This is a genomic window from Hyphococcus lacteus (assembly GCF_041058985.1).
GTDB lineage: Bacteria > Pseudomonadota > Alphaproteobacteria > Caulobacterales > Parvularculaceae > Hyphococcus > Hyphococcus lacteus.
The window spans coordinates 61,390-77,895 of record NZ_JBEHZE010000001.1 but is presented as its reverse complement, the minus strand read 5'-3'; the positions used below and the strand labels follow the sequence as shown (position 1 = coordinate 77,895).

Annotated in this window: 17 protein-coding genes; 8 read left to right on the top strand and 9 right to left on the bottom strand. The window is 51.8% G+C overall.

The annotated features are described in order from the left end of the window. Window positions 1–46: 46 nt before the first annotated feature. Entirely contained in the window at window positions 47–1,882 is a 1,836-nt protein-coding gene (locus ABFZ84_RS00340; RefSeq protein ID WP_369311623.1) for a peptidoglycan DD-metalloendopeptidase family protein, read from the bottom strand. 184 nt (window positions 1,883–2,066) lie between these two features. Here ABFZ84_RS00340 and ABFZ84_RS00335 point away from each other — a divergent pair, with 184 nt between their 5' ends. From ABFZ84_RS00335 to ABFZ84_RS00300, 8 genes are all read left to right on the top strand, one after another. Next, window positions 2,067–4,895: an intermembrane phospholipid transport protein YdbH family protein gene (locus tag ABFZ84_RS00335; RefSeq protein ID WP_369311621.1), complete on the top strand. Its 2,829-nt coding sequence runs from the start codon at window positions 2,067–2,069 to the stop codon at window positions 4,893–4,895. A gap of 149 nt (window positions 4,896–5,044) precedes the next feature. Next, window positions 5,045–5,248, top strand: coding sequence for a YnbE family lipoprotein (locus ABFZ84_RS00330; protein WP_369311619.1), 204 nt, complete (start codon window positions 5,045–5,047; stop codon window positions 5,246–5,248). Window positions 5,249–5,273: 25 nt separating this feature from the next. Next, complete coding sequence (locus ABFZ84_RS00325; protein WP_369311617.1) at window positions 5,274–5,621, top strand: YdbL family protein; 348 nt, start codon at window positions 5,274–5,276, stop codon at window positions 5,619–5,621. A 77-nt stretch (window positions 5,622–5,698) separates the two neighbouring features. Next, a complete protein-coding gene (locus ABFZ84_RS00320) occupies window positions 5,699–6,355 on the top strand; it encodes a histidine phosphotransferase family protein (RefSeq protein WP_369311615.1) in 657 nt (218 codons plus the stop codon). 100 nt (window positions 6,356–6,455) lie between these two features. Continuing rightward, window positions 6,456–6,869 carry a response regulator gene (locus ABFZ84_RS00315; RefSeq protein ID WP_369311613.1) on the top strand — a complete coding sequence of 138 codons (414 nt, stop codon included), beginning with the start codon at window positions 6,456–6,458 and terminating at the stop codon, window positions 6,867–6,869. A 109-nt stretch (window positions 6,870–6,978) separates the two neighbouring features. Then, complete coding sequence (locus ABFZ84_RS00310; protein WP_369311611.1) at window positions 6,979–7,794, top strand: undecaprenyl-diphosphate phosphatase; 816 nt, start codon at window positions 6,979–6,981, stop codon at window positions 7,792–7,794. A gap of 82 nt (window positions 7,795–7,876) precedes the next feature. After that, complete coding sequence (locus ABFZ84_RS00305; protein ID WP_369311609.1) at window positions 7,877–8,884, top strand: threonine ammonia-lyase; 1,008 nt, start codon at window positions 7,877–7,879, stop codon at window positions 8,882–8,884. A gap of 299 nt (window positions 8,885–9,183) precedes the next feature. Then, on the top strand, window positions 9,184–9,480 hold the full coding sequence (locus ABFZ84_RS00300; RefSeq protein ID WP_369311607.1) for a DUF1150 family protein: 297 nt from the start codon (window positions 9,184–9,186) through the stop codon (window positions 9,478–9,480). A 39-nt stretch (window positions 9,481–9,519) separates the two neighbouring features. Here ABFZ84_RS00300 and ABFZ84_RS00295 read toward each other — a convergent pair whose 3' ends face one another. The 8 genes from ABFZ84_RS00295 to ABFZ84_RS00260 form a co-directional block, all read right to left on the bottom strand. Beyond that, entirely contained in the window at window positions 9,520–9,984 is a 465-nt protein-coding gene (locus ABFZ84_RS00295) for a PTS sugar transporter subunit IIA (protein ID WP_369314523.1), read from the bottom strand. 139 nt (window positions 9,985–10,123) lie between these two features. Next, window positions 10,124–10,702: a ribosome hibernation-promoting factor, HPF/YfiA family gene (gene hpf / locus ABFZ84_RS00290; protein WP_369311605.1), complete on the bottom strand. Its 579-nt coding sequence runs from the start codon at window positions 10,700–10,702 to the stop codon at window positions 10,124–10,126. Between the two features lie 79 nt (window positions 10,703–10,781). After that, window positions 10,782–12,293, bottom strand: coding sequence for an RNA polymerase factor sigma-54 (gene rpoN, locus ABFZ84_RS00285; RefSeq protein WP_369311603.1), 1,512 nt, complete (start codon window positions 12,291–12,293; stop codon window positions 10,782–10,784). 22 nt (window positions 12,294–12,315) lie between these two features. After that, a complete protein-coding gene (lptB, locus tag ABFZ84_RS00280) occupies window positions 12,316–13,122 on the bottom strand; it encodes an LPS export ABC transporter ATP-binding protein (RefSeq protein WP_369311601.1) in 807 nt (268 codons plus the stop codon). Between the two features lie 47 nt (window positions 13,123–13,169). Continuing rightward, window positions 13,170–13,658, bottom strand: a complete 489-nt coding sequence (locus tag ABFZ84_RS00275; protein WP_369311599.1) for an LptA/OstA family protein — start codon at window positions 13,656–13,658, stop codon at window positions 13,170–13,172. Further along, entirely contained in the window at window positions 13,655–14,434 is a 780-nt protein-coding gene (gene lptC / locus ABFZ84_RS00270; RefSeq protein WP_369311597.1) for an LPS export ABC transporter periplasmic protein LptC, read from the bottom strand. The genes ABFZ84_RS00275 and lptC overlap by 4 nt, the downstream gene beginning before the upstream one ends. Window positions 14,435–14,603: 169 nt before the next feature. After that, window positions 14,604–15,218, bottom strand: a complete 615-nt coding sequence (locus tag ABFZ84_RS00265; RefSeq protein ID WP_369311595.1) for a ribonuclease D — start codon at window positions 15,216–15,218, stop codon at window positions 14,604–14,606. Between the two features lie 76 nt (window positions 15,219–15,294). After that, complete coding sequence (locus ABFZ84_RS00260; protein ID WP_369311593.1) at window positions 15,295–16,446, bottom strand: beta-ketoacyl-ACP synthase III; 1,152 nt, start codon at window positions 16,444–16,446, stop codon at window positions 15,295–15,297. Window positions 16,447–16,506 lie beyond the last annotated feature (60 nt).

The window sequence follows — 16,506 nt, the reverse complement described above, 5'->3', positions numbered from 1 at the left end:
GTGAATTACGTGTGCGATCCAGATAAATCAAAAATGAACAGCTGTCCTAGAGCGCGCCTTGGGCCGCCACCGTCTCGCGCGCATAAAGCGCATCGCGTTCCTCAACAGGCATACGCATGGCGTTGATCCGGTCACGTTCGGCTTTAAAGCGCGTAAGCGCCGCACCCTTTAGCTGTTTGCCCGTCGCGATTTTAAGACGCTGCGGATTTACGGCTGATCCATTGAGGTGGACTTCGTAATGAAGATGCGGACCCGTCGAACGGCCAGTTGTGCCCACATAAGCAATGATGTCGCCCTGTCGGACGCGCTTGCCGGCGCGCATACCGCGCGCAAACCCTTTGAGATGTGCGTAAGCAGTTTCATAGCCATTGGCGTGGCGAATTTTGACGTAGTTCCCAAAGCTGCCATAGCGATTAGCGCGAAGAACGGTGCCATCCCCCGCCGCTTTGATCGGGGTGCCGCGCGGTGCCGCAAAATCAACGCCTTTATGAGCGCGCCGATAACCCAGAATCGGGTGTTTGCGCGTGCCAAACCCAGAAGAAAGCCGCGCGCCATCGATTGGCGTTTTCATCAAAAGCCGTTTCGCGCTTTGTCCCGTCGCGTCATAAAAATCGCCGCGCTCGTCATCATCTGCAAAACGGTAATAGCCTTTTTCGCGCGACCGGCCCCGCCATTTCAGGCGCGCAAAAAGGATGTCACCAGCGGAGACAAGTCGGCCCATATCATCATACCGGACCTCGAAAATCGCTTCGAATTCATCGCCGCCAAAAATCTCGCGTTGGAAGTCAACATCATAGGCAAAAGCGTCAGCCAGATTGGCGATAACTTCGTCTGGCGCGCCGACCGATTTGGCCGACATATAAAGACTGCCGTTGATTTGACCAGCAATCGACATCACCCGTGTGGTCAACGGAATAATATGTTTCTCGGCAACCATCTCGCCAGAAAGCTCGCGCTGAACAACGATCCGGTTTTCCGGATCAGCACGAAATTCGAGGTTCATCAATCGCGCTTCGGGGGCATCGTTTTGGGACGCCAGTTGGAAAAGGGTTTGGTTTGGCCAAGCAAGGGTCATCGCCATTTCTTGGCCAGGCCGGAGGCGGCGCAAATCTTGATGTTTACCAAAAGCATAAGCCGCAGTGTTGGCGTCAGCACCACTGACACCAGCGCGTTTCAGTGCATCAACAAAATTCTCACCTTTGTTGATCTTGATGCGGATCTCTTGGGGCGCGCGCGAAATATCAGACGCAAAGGCAAGGACGGGCATCGTCCGTGTAATGACAACGGGTTCGATGTCGGCTGCAAAGAAAAATGCGGGCGGTGCATCGGTGTCGCTGGCGACCTCAAGACCACCAAGGCGCATCGGACTGGGGTTCGCAATCGCTGTGGGTTCTGCTGGCGTGGCAGCGACTGGGGCGGGAACGGATTTCGCACGGTTATCTGCGGCGGCGGCGATTTTGGCGACTTCGGTTGGTTTGACGCGTGGCAACAACCCCCGAGGTTCAGCGCCGGTTGGGTTGCTAGTGGGGGTGACCATGGCCCGGGCCGCACGGGATTCGGCAAGCGCAGCATCAATAGCGTCTTGGGAGTTTTCAGGCTTACGCGCGCCAGCACCTGCGGGCGGGATTTTGTTTGCTGTTGGCGTCACGGCCGCGAATTGGTCTTCGGCGGCAATTTCGGCCGGGCTTGGCGTTTCAATCGCGAGTTGCGTTGCTTCTTCGGGAATCGAGGCGGCCGAATAGATCAGAAAACCGCCACCAGCGACCATTACCGACAGGGCCACCGCCAATGCAGCAGGGCCCCGGCGCCGACGCTCAAGCGGGCAATAGGCATTGTCACCGCCCGTAAAGGTTTGACCTGTTTGAACAAAGTCGTCAGTCATCGCGTTCTTATTGCTTTCGCCAAATGTTTCGCGGGGTTTTGGGACCGTTTGAAAGAGCCGTCACCCTCTATTGCCATATTTTTGCACGCCTCGCCAAACGCCTCAATTTTCGGCATGCTTGGTTTGTCGCAATGCTCATTAGACGAAAATGTCATTAATCAATAGAGAAAAGCGGCGGTCGAGTTTGAGGGATACAGGTAATATCATGCGTGTGGCGCGCTTTTTGGCGATTGTCGTTCTGCTGTTGGCCATCTTATTGGCTGCGCTGTATTTATTGCGCAAGCCCGTCGCCAGTTGGGCACTGCGTCAAGGGATGGCACAGGCCGGGCTTGAAAACCCGCAAGGTCAGGTCACTGCGTTAACACTTGATGCGATCCGCATAGAAAATCTCTCCGCTGGCCCCATTGGCGGCGAGGGCATTCGGTTTGCCCAGATCAACAGCGACTATCACTGGCGGCAATTACTGTCAGAACGCTCGGTAAAGAATGTCCGTGTCGGACCCGGCTTGGTTCGGATCGACATTGACCAACAGGGGCGCATTTCACTGCCCGGTATTACTTTGGGTGAGGGCGGCGGCGCGCGCGGGGTGGCATTGCCATTTGAAACCCTGACCCTTTCCGATGTTGAGATTTCTATCGACGCCCCTGAAGGACAAGCGGCGGGTAATATCTCCGCTGAATATGACCAGCGAACCGGCGGCGTCGCAAAACTTGAAGTTCTGAGCAACATGCTGCGCTTCGGCGATATGACGATAAGCGATGGCGAAACGGCGTTTAATCTTATTTTGTCCGACAACGGAGATATTTCTGCGAAAGGGCAGTTCACCGGCGATATTGATTACCAAGGTGCGACGGTTCATGCCTTATCTTTGGGTGTTGATGGCAAGGGCGCATCATGGCGCGACGCAGCAAACGGCGCGCGGGAAAAACTGACGGGCGCGGCACGGATCAATGTTAAGGCACCGAATATCAACATTGAACAAGCGGAGATTTTTGCGCCCCTAAGCACACCGGCGATGCAGGCCTTACTGGGCGGCTCTGTTACTGGTGGCGCGATCAGTGGCGCTTTTGACGTGACGTTTAATCAAGACGGCATCAAAATACTTTTTGCCGATGATGAACCGCCGCTGACCGTTGAAACCGACAAGGGCACGAAGTTGGTCGTCAGTCCCCAAGGCAGCGCACCATTTCTGGCCCATGGAGAGGCGCGGGATGCAACGTCGTTTCAATTCGCGATTTCCGGCAGCGGTGTAAACGCCAATGGTGCGGCGGACGCAGAGTATATTGACGGAAATTGGCGACTTGCAGCGCCCATTAATATTGATGCTTATCAATCGCCCGCGCTATCGCTCAATGGCTCCCGGGTTGATATTGCCGCTCGCTCAGAGGGTGAAAACATTCTTGCAGATATCAACCTGAAATCCGGTTTGAAAAAACTGACCATTGGCCGACTGACCATTGACGACACCCCGTTTACGGGCGGGTTTGAAATTGCAGCGAACACGGCGGCTAAGCACGCGACCATAGTGAACAAAAGCGAATGTCTTGCCCTCGCACGTACCCACGCATTTTTAGCAGAGCAGGATTTAGAAGCCCGGTTAAGTGGTTTAGAGCTTTGCAATCGCGAGGGCCGGTTGATGAGTGTGAACTGGTCAGAACAAGTGACAAGCACCCTAAACGGAAATTTATCCGCACGGGATGCCAGTTTCCGGATCGGTCAAACCAAAGCTTCGGGTAAGCCGCCGGTCATTGCGTTCGATGCAGACTATCACTTGGTCGAAGATGTTACGCGCATAATTGGTAAAATTTCCGACGGCGATATGACCCTTAATGACGTTCTTGATATGTCAGCGGTTGATGGCGGTTTTGAATTTGTGCTCGATGCCGAAGAGATGAAAATTGATGCGATCGTCGACAATCTCCGTATTGCGCAACATGGCGAAGCGCCCGTGATCGCGCCGGTTATTGCAACGGCCACGGCGCGTATCGTCGGCAATGATGCGACATTTGACTATGTGTTATCGACACCGTCAGGTGACCAATTAGGCACAGGGCGCGGCACCCAAAACATGCAGCAGGCCAGCGGCGAGACTGTTTTTTCGTTCGAGGGACTTAAGTTCATCCAGGGTGGCGTACAGCCCAATGAGTTGTCACCACTGCTTAAGGGTTTTGTTGATGCCGCCGTCGGTGAGATGGGCGGTGAGATGGTTTTCGGATGGAATGAAAGCGGTATCACGTCGAGTGCGGGTTTCAGCTTTAAGAATATCTCGTTTGGTGGGCCCACGCGGGCCGTGACGCGTACCACGGGCTTTAATGGCAATTTGGCGCTAACCAACTTAATGCCGGTGACCACTGACGGGACACAAACCGTTACCGTTGACGTGGTCGATATGGACGCACTTAAATTAACCGACGGCATTATCAGTTTTAATGTTCCGGGCGACGACACTATTGTTATTCCAAAAGCAGAGTTCCCTTGGTTTGGCGGCGTTATCGGGGTTTATGATGCGGTGGCATCGCTCACCGGTGAAGCGCAAATTCCTCTGCGTGCAGACAGAGTCGAGTTGGCGCAGATTTTTGAATATGTAGAAATTAATGGCCTTTCCGGCGAGGGCACTATGAATGGTGTGCTGCCGGTTGTGTTTGAAGACGGCAAAGCGCGAATTGAGAATGGCTTTTTGAAGTCTGCCGGGCCGGGCGCTATTCGCTATCAAGGTGAAGCTGCGGAACAAGCAGCAAGCGCAGGAGGGAATGCGAAAATCGCCTTCGATATCCTCCGTGATCTTCGTTATAGCTCTCTCGAAGTTCGGGTGAATGGCGCGCTTGATGGGCGTCTCGATTTTCAGATGTTTTTTGAGGGCACGGGTGAGGTCAATATGGACAACGCCAAAGGCCGGGTGCCGGTCAAATACACCATTAGTTTGGATGCGGCGTTACTAGAGCTTTTACAGCAAGCCAATCTTTCGCGCAGCTTCCAACTTCAGATTGAACAGGGGTTACAGCGGGTAGAATAAGGCGGGTTTTATCGGTGATGTGCGCAATTCCGCCTATTTTTTGCCTAACGGGCGGGGTATGGTAACCCTAGTCCCGAGTTTCAAAATGACAATCAATTGGATAGATCCATGCGTAAAGCGATGGATTCACCGGCGGAGGGTGATCAAGGATGATCAAGGCAGAGTATTTAAGACTGGCGGTATTTGCGCCGGTAATCGCAGCAACCCTCATGGCCTGCACGACTGTTACCTTAAAAGGTGACGAGAATGAGCCAATCGTGGTCAATTTAAACGTCAAGATTGATCAAGAAGTGCGCGTAAAACTCGATCGTGAGATCGAGGATTTGATTTCACAAAATCCGGACATATTTTAGGGGGATAGCCGGTATGGAAAACTCGATGAAAAAATATCTGATGGGTCTGATTGCCGCTGGCACCATGATGGGTGCCTTCGTAACGCCTGCGTCTGCGGCCAGCGCGCTTGTTGAAAACGCCAAGAATAACTGTGTGATCGGTGAACAGGCCGATGGTTATCTCGGTGTCGTCTCTGGTGCGAACGCAAGTGATCAATTACGCCGTGAGGTGCGAGACATCAATCAGCAACGCAAAACGGTTTATGCGGACCTTGCCCGGCGCAATGGTGTGACAATCGAAGTCACCGCCGCGCTAACGGCGGAAAAACTGATGAATAGCGCGACTTCTGGTCAATGCATTCGCAAGCAATCCGGCGGCTGGGTAAAGCTTTAGTCAGAAACCGATTTAACGCGGGCCAAGCGCGCGCGAATCGTGGATAAGAGACTCTTAGCAACAAGAGTCCCTTATCCATGTCCGAAGCCCTCGATCTTACACCGCCCGACGATGAAGGCCCTGATGCGCTCGCGCTTTCAGCATTGCTGTCCTCGCGGGTTTGCCACGACCTAATTAATCCGGTGGGGGCGCTTAGCTCTGGGCTAGAGGTTCTTGATGACCCAGCCATGGAAGGCGCGATGCATGAAGCGGCTATGGATTTGATCCGTGCCGGCGCGCAAAAAGCGATTGCACTACTTTCTTATGCCCGTTTGGCCTATGGCGCGGCTGGTGGTTTTGGCGCTCAGATCAGCCTTGAAGATGCAAAAAAAGCGCTCGAAGGTTTATTTGAAATCACCAAGCCCGATCTCGAATGGGGGATCGGCACTGGTCTTGCGGCAAAAGAGAATGTCAAAGTTCTGTTGGTATTGGCCTATGCGGCGGCCGATTGTGTTCCGCGCGGGGGCACTGTCTCGATCTCGGGTGATATTGAGAGTTTCACCATTGTTGCGACAGGCAAAAAAGTTTTGCTCAACGATGATCTTGTCAAAGTTCTTAGCGGCGATGCATCTGATCTGACGCCAAAAAATACGCCGGCGTTGATTGCATCTCAGTTGGTGACTTCTGTTGGCGGTTCGGTCAAAGTTGCGCGCACAGAAGAAGCCGTGACCTTTAAGGCCGCCTTCAAGAGCTGACGATGAGAAAATATCAGGCAATCGCGGTGATGCATTAACAATGCGCTAACGCCAAAGGGGCAGAATTGGGTTTGAGTTACAGCTTGAACGGACCCAATTCATGAGCGCCAAAAAAACCTGCCTCGTTATTGATGACTCTGATGTCATTCGCGAAATTGCCATTCGGATCATTGAAGATCTTGGCCTAGAGACAAAAGGCGTTTCCAATGCTGCTGAAGCTATGGAGTTTTGCCGTGACGCTAATCCCGAAGCGGTTTTCCTCGATTGGGATTTACCGTCCATGGGTGCGCTAGATTTTCTGCGTGGCGCTGCGGTGCTCGAGGCTGAACCAAAACCAGAAATTATCTTGTGCGCGACCGAAAATGACCAACAGCAATTTACCCTCGCGAAAGCGGCTGGTGCGAACCATCACATTCTAAAGCCATTTGATAAATTCGCGATCGCAAGCAAGCTTGCGGAAATAGGTTTGATTGATGCGAATGAAAATCCGGAGCTTCTTTCGGCCAATGGATAACAGGCCGGGAAAAGTTTTTTCCCTGATTTTAGAGACTGCTATATAATCGCCACCTCCGTTGATGCATTTATCAACTTACTTATTTCGCAAATCCGTTTAAGAGCGGCATATGACATTAATCCAACTTGTCGTTCTCGCCATCATTCAGGGGATCACGGAGTTCCTTCCGATTTCCTCTTCCGCGCATTTAATTCTCGCACCGCTCGCTGTAAATGGTTGGCAAGATCAGGGGGCACTGATTGATATCGCGGCCCATGTTGGGTCGCTGGTGGCAGTGCTGCTTTATTTTCGAGCGGAGACGGCCAAGCTTTTTCGCGGTGGTGTTGATACGCTGCGGTTTCATCCGAGTGATGATCGAAAGCTCTTTCTCTTTATCGCTGCCGCCACCATTCCGACATTGATGTTGGCGGGTGTTTTTGTGGCTTTTGGTATCTCTGACATGCTTCGTTCACCGGTCGTTATTGGGTTTACCAGCATCATTTTTGGCCTTCTGTTGTGGCATGGGGATCGATCAAAAGGTTCGCGTGAGGGGCTTGATCAGATCACGTGGCGCGATGCGATCTCTATCGGGGTTGCGCAAATGGTAGCGCTTATTCCCGGTGTTTCACGGTCAGGGATAACGATGACCATGGGCCGTTATCTTGGCCTGTCACGGCCCGAAGCGGCGCGGTTCTCGATGCTGCTTGCCATACCGACAATTCTCGCACTTGGTTTTTTCGCGGGCATTAAAATCCTTCAGGAGGGCGCGGGCGCTGATGTGGTTAGTGCGCTTATTGTTGCAGTTCTTTCGTTTGTTTGCGCGTTCGCTTCTATCGCTTTCTTGATGCGGTTGACCCAGCGCATGAGCTTCACGCCCTTCGTGATTTACCGTGTGATTTTCGGAGTTTTGTTGCTGGTTTTTGCTGGTCAGTTGATGAACGCCTAAATTTTTCTTGGCTTTGCCACAAAAAGGTCTTGGCGTGAGCAGTATCTCTGGTCACAAATGCTTTGTGGATTAAGGTTGAGCGATGCTGACGAAAACAGACGATTTCAAATTGATTACCGCTGACGGGGTTATGCGCGCAGCAGAGCGCCTTAACGGAAAAGCGGTTCGCACGCCCATTATCGAAAATGAAGCGTTGAACGCAGCGGTTGGCGGGCGCGTGATTGTCAAAGCAGAAGTGCTTCAGCATTACGGGTCATTCAAATTTCGTGGTGCCTATAATTTGATCTCGCAGCTATCTGATGATGAACGCAGCCGAGGTGTCTTGGCTTGGTCATCAGGAAATCATGCGCAAGGAATATCTTTTGCCGCGAAGCTACTTGGCACCCACGCTACAATCGTGATGCCGGCGGATGCGCCCAAAATGAAAGCAGACAATGTTCGGGCACTTGGTGCAAACATTGTTACATATGATCGTTACTCTGAAGACCGCGAAGAAGTCGCGAGGCCAATTGTCGAAAAATACGGATTGGCAGTCGCGCCACCTTTTGATCATCCCCACACGATCGAAGGGCAGGGCACAATGGCCCTTGAGACATTTCAAGACGCGCTGAAAAAAGACATTGATCTTGATAGTTTCATCATCTGTTGCGGTGGCGGTGGCCTGACAGCAGGGAGTGCGCTCGCACTTGAGGCTGTTTCACCGGAGACCGAAGTCTGGATTTCGGAGCCTGAGTTCTATGATGAAGCATGGGCGACCATTCGCGATGGTAAGCCCCACATTGCAGATGTCACTAAGCGGACCATTTGCGATGCTATTGCGACGCCACAACCTGGGAAGTTGACCCTGCCAATTATGGAACGGCTGGTCCGTGGCGGTGTCACCGTGTCGGAAAAAGACATCCGTGAAGCGATGATTTTCGCCTATCAACATCTCAAGCTGGTTGTTGAGCCTGGCGGCGCGGCAGCACTAGCAGCCATATTGTCGGGTAAATTTGACGGGCGGGGGAAAACCACCGCGATTGTCCTTTCGGGTGGAAATGTCGATGTAACGGTGTTTTCAGCGATCTTGAATAACGAACCGATTCTTTAAATTACTTCGAAAATTCAATAGTTTGCCCACCTGTCGCTGAAAATTCACAATCGCGAGTGTGGAAAATACTGCTATTGAAACGATATAATATAGCCACACATGTAATTCGGTCAGCAGAAGAAAATACCTTAATCGAACGGAAACCAATTCTTGGTGTTTAAGGTGTTGAAAAATATCTTCGAGTTATGTGGTTTGCGTTCACATTTTGCTAGCCAGTTTTCCGGCAAGATGGTGTGGATCACAACTCGGCAGATCAAGGACGAAAACAATATCGCTGCTGACGAAGGAAGTGAGAAACGATGGCGATTATGAAGAACGGAGCGATGGCGACAGAAGGGCAAAGCATTCCTTTGTCCGCACGCGACTTTGCGGAACTTGGCGGGCGCAAGCTTGTCTATATTCGCACTGTAATAGCTCGGGATGTTCTTGATGAATTGATAGACGAAGAAGGCGAGTTGGCTATTGAGGTTGAAGACGACGAGACGCTTTACTCTGTTCATTCATCGAGCGGCGAACGGATCGCCCTTGTGGGGAGTCGCGAGCTCGCTTTTGCAGCCGCACGACAATACGAAATGAATCCGGTCAGCGTTCATTAAACGCTGCGTACAATAGCAATTCAAAAAATCAGAAATTAATCAGGCTGCGTGATGTTTGCGGTCAGATGTGGCAATGGCAAACAAGGCTTCGGCCGACTCAGCACCGCGTAGTGCATCGCGTGCTTCTGGATCGCGCAATAGGCGGGAAACCTTGGCAAGTGCTTTTAGGTGCGCAGCTGTCGCGTTCGCTGGAGCCAAAAGCATGAACACCAAATCGACCGGTTGATCATCAACGGAATCGAATGTGACAGGTGTCTCTACGCGGGCCAGTACGCCAACAATCTTTTTGAGATCATCCATTTTCCCGTGGGGAATCGCGACGCCATCGCCAACGCCGGTAGAACCTAATTGCTCGCGTTCCAACAACGTTGCCATAATGTCAGACGCAGGACGGTTAATGATGACACTGGCCTGATCCGCGAGCGCCTGTAGGGCATCACGTTTACACTTAGCTCGGAGATTGTGGACGACGCCCTCTGGGCTGAGCAGATCTTCAAGTCCCATGACACTCACACTTACTCATTTCACTAACGCGTATAGCATTTGTTGTACCACTTGGCTCAGGTTTGTCCTTAACCTTGTCGTGGGCCCGGCAAAAATCCCATAATTCTGAGATCCGATGTCGGGCCGCACGCCAATAGACCTATGAGGCGGTGGGATCAACCCATCCGATGTTACCGTCTCGGCGCCGGTATACGACGTTGATTCGGCCGTGAGCAGCATTTTTAAAGACAACTGCTGGTTGTTCTGCGATGTCGAGCTGCATCACAGCTGCGCCCACAGTCATTTCTCGCAGCGGAGTCTGGCTCTCAGCGACCACGACAGGGTTGTGGTCATCGTCAACGGAATCGTCGTCCGTTTCCTCGCCAAGGGGCTGTAGGAGGAAATATGACGCGTTTTCGGCCGGTAATGGCTCTTTGCCGTTGGCATGGTGGTTTTTAAGTCGGCGCTTATACCGCCGGATACGCTTTTCGAGCTTTTCTACACTCGCGTCGAATGCGCCATAGGCGTCGCCGCCTTCGCCATGAGCGGCCAAGAATACCCCAGACGCGAGGTGGGCCGTCAAATCGCACTCCACGAGATGTCGCTCTTTCGTGAATGTTACGGACGCTTCTGCGCCGCGATCAAAGTATTTACGTACGCTATCGGCGAGTTTGTCTGAAACATGGGTCTGAAGGGCGTCGCCCAGATCCATGTTCTTGCCGGTGACCTGAATGTCCATTGGACCTCCTGAAAATGGCAGTCGTTAAAACGACCGCTCCATAGTCATCATATTGTGGTCGGTGGCCCCGTTTAAAGGGTTATATTGCCGTTTGTAGCATTGCCCGACGGCGCTGAACCGACGATGGAATATGTAACGTTTCCCGATACTTGGCTACTGTTCTACGGGCGATTTCTATGCCTTCGGCTGACAAGATTTCCACAATTTTGTCATCGGAGAGCACTGTATCTTTGGTTTCGGCTTCAATCATCTCTCGAATCCGATGGCGGACGGCTTCTGCTGAATGTGCTTCACCTCCGCTTGACGAAGCAATGGACGCTGTAAAGAAGTATTTCAGTTCAAATAATCCGCGCGGGGTGGCGATATATTTATTTGAAGTGACGCGCGAAATTGTTGATTCGTGCATCTCAATTGCATCTGCAACAATCTTTAGATTGAGCGGCCGCAAATGTTTAACCCCATAGGCGAGAAACGCATCTTGCTGACGTACAATTTCACTCGACACTTTGAGTATGGTTTGGGCTCTTTGGTGAAGACTTTTCGCAAGCCAATTAGCGCTGGCAAATTGTTCGGCAATATAAGTCTTATCTTCTTCGCCTGTGCCGTTCACCGTTTTGACGTCAGTGTAATAACGCTGATTGACCAAAACGCGCGGTAAAGTTTCGCTATTAAGCTCAACTTTCCAACCACCATCCTGAGACTTTGTAACGAAAACGTCTGGGGCAACTGTTTGCACCACGCCGCCGCCATAGGCATAGCCTGGCTTGGGTGTTAGCGCGCGAATTTCTGCGATCATATCCCGGACGTCTTCTTCGTCCGCTTGCGTCGCATTAATCAAACCTTTTAGATCATTGCGCGCGAGCAATTCAATATTCTCAACAAAAGCCTGCATCGAGGGATCATAACGGTTAGCGTCAATAAGCTGGAGTTTGAGACATTCCTTTAGATCACGCGCGCCTACGCCAGATGGGTCAAATGATGTGATCATCCGGTGCGTTTTCTCTACGTCCTTTAATTCTGCACCGAGGCGGTCTGCAGCGATATCAAAGTCTTCGCGCAGATAACCAGCTTCGTCGATATTATCGATAAGATAGGCACCAATCAAAAGTTCCATCGGGTCACGGGTAGCGACATGGAGCTGTTCGGTTAGATGTTCGGCGAGTGAAATTTCTTTTTTTAGGTTTGAGCCAAACTCGCGGTCGTCACCTTCAAAGCTTCCGCCACCACCAGAGGAGGAGGCCCAATCGTTAGGCTGATAATCACTATAGGCAGCATCACTGCCTGACGCGCCCGGATCAACGTCATCATATTCGACATCAAGGGATTCGCGGGCTTCTTTCGAATTGGTTTGGTCTACGCCTGCTGTCTCTGTTGGTTTCTCAGCCGACTGTTCGCGCTCCCCACGTCGTTCGGCAGGGCCGTCGGCCGGAGATTCATCGCGTTCGAGAAAAGGGTTCTGTTCGAGCTGTTCTTCGACATACTCGGTAAGTTCAAGGTTCGATAGCTGCAAGAGTTTGATCGCCTGCTGCAATTGCGGCGTCATTACCAGTTGCTGTGACTGTCTGAACTCTAACCTTGGGCCTAACGCCACGATGCCCCCTTAACCTTTCGTCCTACATCTGAAAACGATCACCCAGATAAACCCGGCGAACATCCTTATCGCCGACGATATCGCCCGGCGCACCTTCGAGTAATACCTCGCCTTCGTGAATAATGTATGCACGATCAATAATATCGAGTGTTTCTCGTACATTATGGTCTGTAATGAGCACTCCAAGGCCACGTTCCTTAAGATGCTTAACCAATTCACGGATTTCACCGATCGCGAGTGGGTCGATTCCGGCGAAAGGCTCGTCGAGGAGCATAAAGGACGGTGCAGTCGCAAGTGCACGGGCGATTTCCACCCGGCGACGCTCACCACCAGAAAGCGCAATCGCAGGTGCGCCGCGTAGGTGGGTGATGTGAAATTCGTTCAACAGATCATCAATGATCGCTTGTTGTTTGTCTTTGTTTCGCTCGACCAATTCGACCACAGCGCGCAGGTTCTGTTCGACTGTAAGGCCACGGAAAATCGACGCTTCCTGCGGTAGGTATCCAACGCCAAGGCGGGCGCGCTGATACATCGGCAAGCTGGTAACGTCATTTCCGTCGATAGAGATACGGCCACGGTCAGCGGGGATAAGTCCGGTAATCATGTAAAAGCAGGTTGTTTTACCAGCACCATTTGGACCAAGCAGGCCAACAACTTCGCCGCGCTTCACGCTCATGGACACACCGCGCACAACGGGGCGGCGTTTGAACGATTTGCCCAGATTTTCGGCCGATAAAGATCCGCCGCCCTCAATGATCTTAGGTTTGAGTTGCGTCGACTCCTTGGCCACTGGCTGTGTTTCTGCGGTTGTTTGCATATTCTCGCTCATTAAGCGCGTCTCTCTTTAACGTTCGGTGAAAGTTAAAAATTTATCAATTAGATCTGTTCGTCTTGCTCGCCTGTGAAGAAAAGCCCGCGAATGCGCTTTCCGGCCTCTGGGGTAAACAAAATCTTACCAGTGTCGACCCAATACGTGATTTTTCCTGCCGACATAACTTGCTTGCCCTGGGTGACAATCACATTTTCCGTAATCGTTATCGTGCGCGCAACGTCATTAAAGACCGCACGTTCACCGGTAATCGCTTCTTTTCCGTTAGAATACCGCACAAGTCCGATTGCCGTGATTGTCTCGAACTGTCCGTCCTCTGAAAGCTGTGCTTCAAGCCGTTTTGTAGTTAAAATTGCTTCGCCTTGAACAACCCGGACATTGCCAGTCCAGACCGCTACATTGTCTTGAAATTCAGCCGTATCGCCCGTGATATCCACAGGCTCTTTGCTGTCGTTGGAAATCAACTGAGCCTGAGCACTCGTCGTCATAAAAAAGACGAATAAAAGGGCGGGGCTAATCCATTGTTTTAGGGTCATTGCGGCGTCTCTATGTCTACATCTTTTAGCGCCGGTGCGGAGTTGGCGCTGTCACTATCATTTTTAAGTGTCGTCGTGCTTTTGGGATAGATGCGCATGTGAACATTCCCCTCCAATACTACCCGGCCTTCGCCGTTATAGGCTTTCATGCGGTCTGCTTTGAGTGCTCGACCATCTGGCCCGCTTCCACCGACGCCGGCATCGCTGGAGACAATTTCGTCGTCGATTGAAACTGTCGCGGCTGGCGAGCGGAATATATAGGTGTCGTCCCCAACGTCATGTTGGAGTGTAACGCTGTCGCGCAACTCCAAAACTTTCGCATCTGTCTGGTAGAGGCCTTTGTCGGCGGTGACTATGGTTGTCTCCGCATCTTTGCCCTGGACGGCTTTGGGGCGTTCAAGTTCAACAACGTCTTTCTGCGTTGTGTGCTGATAGGCAGTATCCGCACTGATCTCGAATGGTTTACCGCTGCTATCCGTGCCTGCGAATGATGGGCTCAGCATTTGCTTGTCTACCGCAAAAGAGGCGACATCCTCAAAGTCTTTGAGAAAGGCTTCATCGACGGAGTTGGATTGAGTATTAAAGAAAAACGCCGCCACAAGAACCAGTGCCATTATCGGGAGAATGACCCTAAGGCGGCGGACGAGACGGGAACGGGCAGCGGCCTGATCACCGGTGGTCCGGGCCTGCATGGGTAGTGTGTCCAGAACACGGCGTTTTGGCGCTGGTTCGGCCGACGCGCTAACTTTGTTCTGATCAGTGGCGGTGCTATTCATGCCCGGCGTCGTTTCCCTAATTTTCCAGACAGTTAAGAGGGCCGGATAATGTCATACCGGTATCTCTTTCCATATAGTCGCGCGTCCGCGAGAGGGAAGCAATAGGCACAAATTTCATCGAATTAGGTCGATTTTTGAGGATTTTTCGCGAGTTGCCTTCAGGCACCACTCAAGAATGGGCGAAAATGTCAGTTTCGGGCCATCCGGCTATATCGAGCGCCGATCGTATGGGAAGAAAGTCAAAACAGGCTTGGGCGAGGGCTGTCCTGCCCTCTCTGGCCAGCATTTCGTTCAACTTTTCGCGCAAAAGATGGAGATGTAGGACATCCGAAGCCGCATATTCGATCTGGGCGGCCGAAAGGGTTTCTGCGCCCCAATCAGATGATTGCTGTTGTTTTGAAAGATCCACGCCAGCAAGTTCGCGCGTCACATCCTTCAGTCCATGACGGTCGGTATATGTACGGCAGAGCTTTGACGCGATTTTGGTGCAATATACGGGCGTTGTCACCACCCCTAACCATTGTTGAAATGCTGCCACGTCAAATCGGGCGAAATGGAAAATCTTGAGGGTATTCGTGTCGCTCAACAGCGCCTTTAGCCGTGGGGCGTCATAGGTATTTCGATCTAGCTGGACCAGATGGGTATCACCATCACCCGCAGAGAGCTGAACCAAACATAAGGGATCACGGTAGGGGATCAGCCCCATCGTTTCGCTATCAACAGCGACGACTGGGCCGAGATCGAGTCCTTCGGGTAGATCACCTTTATGCAAATGGTTGGTCATAGCTCTTGGTCTTTCGTTGTCAGCCTTAATTGCTGTCACGCCTTAGCACTCTCACATGAATTGTGAAGGCTCCGGGTTAAGCAATCTTGCGCACAATTACCGAGCCAGCCGAGTAACCAGCGCCGAAACCACAAATCACCCCGATTTCGCCAGTAGAGAAGTCAGCGCGATGCTTATGAAAGGCGATGATTGATCCTGCCGAAGATGTATTGGCGTATTCATCAAGGACGACGGGTGCTTCTTCGCGCGTGGCGTCTCGACCTAAGACCTTGCGGGCAATAAATTCATTCATGGAAAGGTTCGCTTGATGCAGCCAGAACCGCTTTATCTGATCGGGTGCAACGCCGGTTTCGCCAAGATGTTCGTTAATCAGTGCGCTCACCATTGGGACAACTTCTTTGAATACCTTACGGCCTTCTTGCTTGAATAGCTTGTCCGTAAACGGGTCTCGTTGTTGATCGGCATCTTCGCCGGTTTCGCGTTCGCAGTGGTTCAGAAAACCGAAATTGTTACGAATATTGCTGGAAAACTGTGTTTTAAGCCGTGTGCCAATGATTTCCCATGCTTCGCCGGGGGCGGGGCCGTCTGCGCGCTCTAATATGACGGCTGTGCACACGTCGCCAAAAATGAAGTGGCTATCGCGATCCCGGAAATTCAAATGCGCGGAGCATATTTCTGGATTGACCATCAAGATGCGCCGGGCACCAGCACGAATTAAACCAAGGCCCGTTTCAATACCAAATGTTGCTGACGCACATGCGACATTCATGTCGAATGCAAAACCCTCAATCCCCAGCGCGTCTTGAATTTCGACTGCTACAGCCGGATATCCGCGTTGCAAATTGGAAGCGGCGCAAATGACACCATCGATATCGGCCGCTGAAAGGTCCGCGTTACGCAGAGCTTCTTTTGCGGCATTAAATGCCATTTCTGCCAAAACGGATAATTCATCATTGGGGCGCGCTTTGATGAAGGGTGCCATACGCGAAATATCGAGAATGCCGTCCTTATCCATCACGTGACGTGATTTGATACCAGATGCTTTTTCGATGAATTCGGCTGAAGATTTTTGCAATGGCGCTGTTGTGCCAGCTTCGATTGCAGTGCTGTTTTCGGCATTGAATTTATCAACATAAGCATTGAACGCCGACACAAGCTCTTCGTTGGAAATAGAGTTGGGCGGGGTGTAAAGGCCGGTGGCAACGAGGCGCACATCGGAATTGTTCATCGTCGTTTCCTAATTGATTGGCGCGTATCCTAGCGGCTTCGAGGCGGCGATGTAAGGTGT

Coding starts and splice junctions, on each gene's coding strand:
- ABFZ84_RS00315 (WP_369311613.1), top strand. CDS start 6,456: ATGAGCGCCAAAAAAACCTGCCTCGTTATTGATGACTCTGATGTCATT.
- ABFZ84_RS00340 (WP_369311623.1), bottom strand. CDS start 1,882: ATGACTGACGACTTTGTTCAAACAGGTCAAACCTTTACGGGCGGTGAC.
- ABFZ84_RS00295 (WP_369314523.1), bottom strand. CDS start 9,984: ATGGGACTTGAAGATCTGCTCAGCCCAGAGGGCGTCGTCCACAATCTC.
- ABFZ84_RS00300 (WP_369311607.1), top strand. CDS start 9,184: ATGGCGATTATGAAGAACGGAGCGATGGCGACAGAAGGGCAAAGCATT.
- ABFZ84_RS00260 (WP_369311593.1), bottom strand. CDS start 16,446: ATGAACAATTCCGATGTGCGCCTCGTTGCCACCGGCCTTTACACCCCG.
- lptB (WP_369311601.1), bottom strand. CDS start 13,122: ATGAGCGAGAATATGCAAACAACCGCAGAAACACAGCCAGTGGCCAAG.
- ABFZ84_RS00265 (WP_369311595.1), bottom strand. CDS start 15,218: ATGACCAACCATTTGCATAAAGGTGATCTACCCGAAGGACTCGATCTC.
- hpf (WP_369311605.1), bottom strand. CDS start 10,702: ATGGACATTCAGGTCACCGGCAAGAACATGGATCTGGGCGACGCCCTT.
- ABFZ84_RS00325 (WP_369311617.1), top strand. CDS start 5,274: ATGAAAAAATATCTGATGGGTCTGATTGCCGCTGGCACCATGATGGGT.
- ABFZ84_RS00275 (WP_369311599.1), bottom strand. CDS start 13,658: ATGACCCTAAAACAATGGATTAGCCCCGCCCTTTTATTCGTCTTTTTT.
- ABFZ84_RS00310 (WP_369311611.1), top strand. CDS start 6,979: ATGACATTAATCCAACTTGTCGTTCTCGCCATCATTCAGGGGATCACG.
- lptC (WP_369311597.1), bottom strand. CDS start 14,434: ATGAATAGCACCGCCACTGATCAGAACAAAGTTAGCGCGTCGGCCGAA.
- ABFZ84_RS00320 (WP_369311615.1), top strand. CDS start 5,699: ATGTCCGAAGCCCTCGATCTTACACCGCCCGACGATGAAGGCCCTGAT.
- ABFZ84_RS00330 (WP_369311619.1), top strand. CDS start 5,045: ATGATCAAGGCAGAGTATTTAAGACTGGCGGTATTTGCGCCGGTAATC.
- ABFZ84_RS00305 (WP_369311609.1), top strand. CDS start 7,877: ATGCTGACGAAAACAGACGATTTCAAATTGATTACCGCTGACGGGGTT.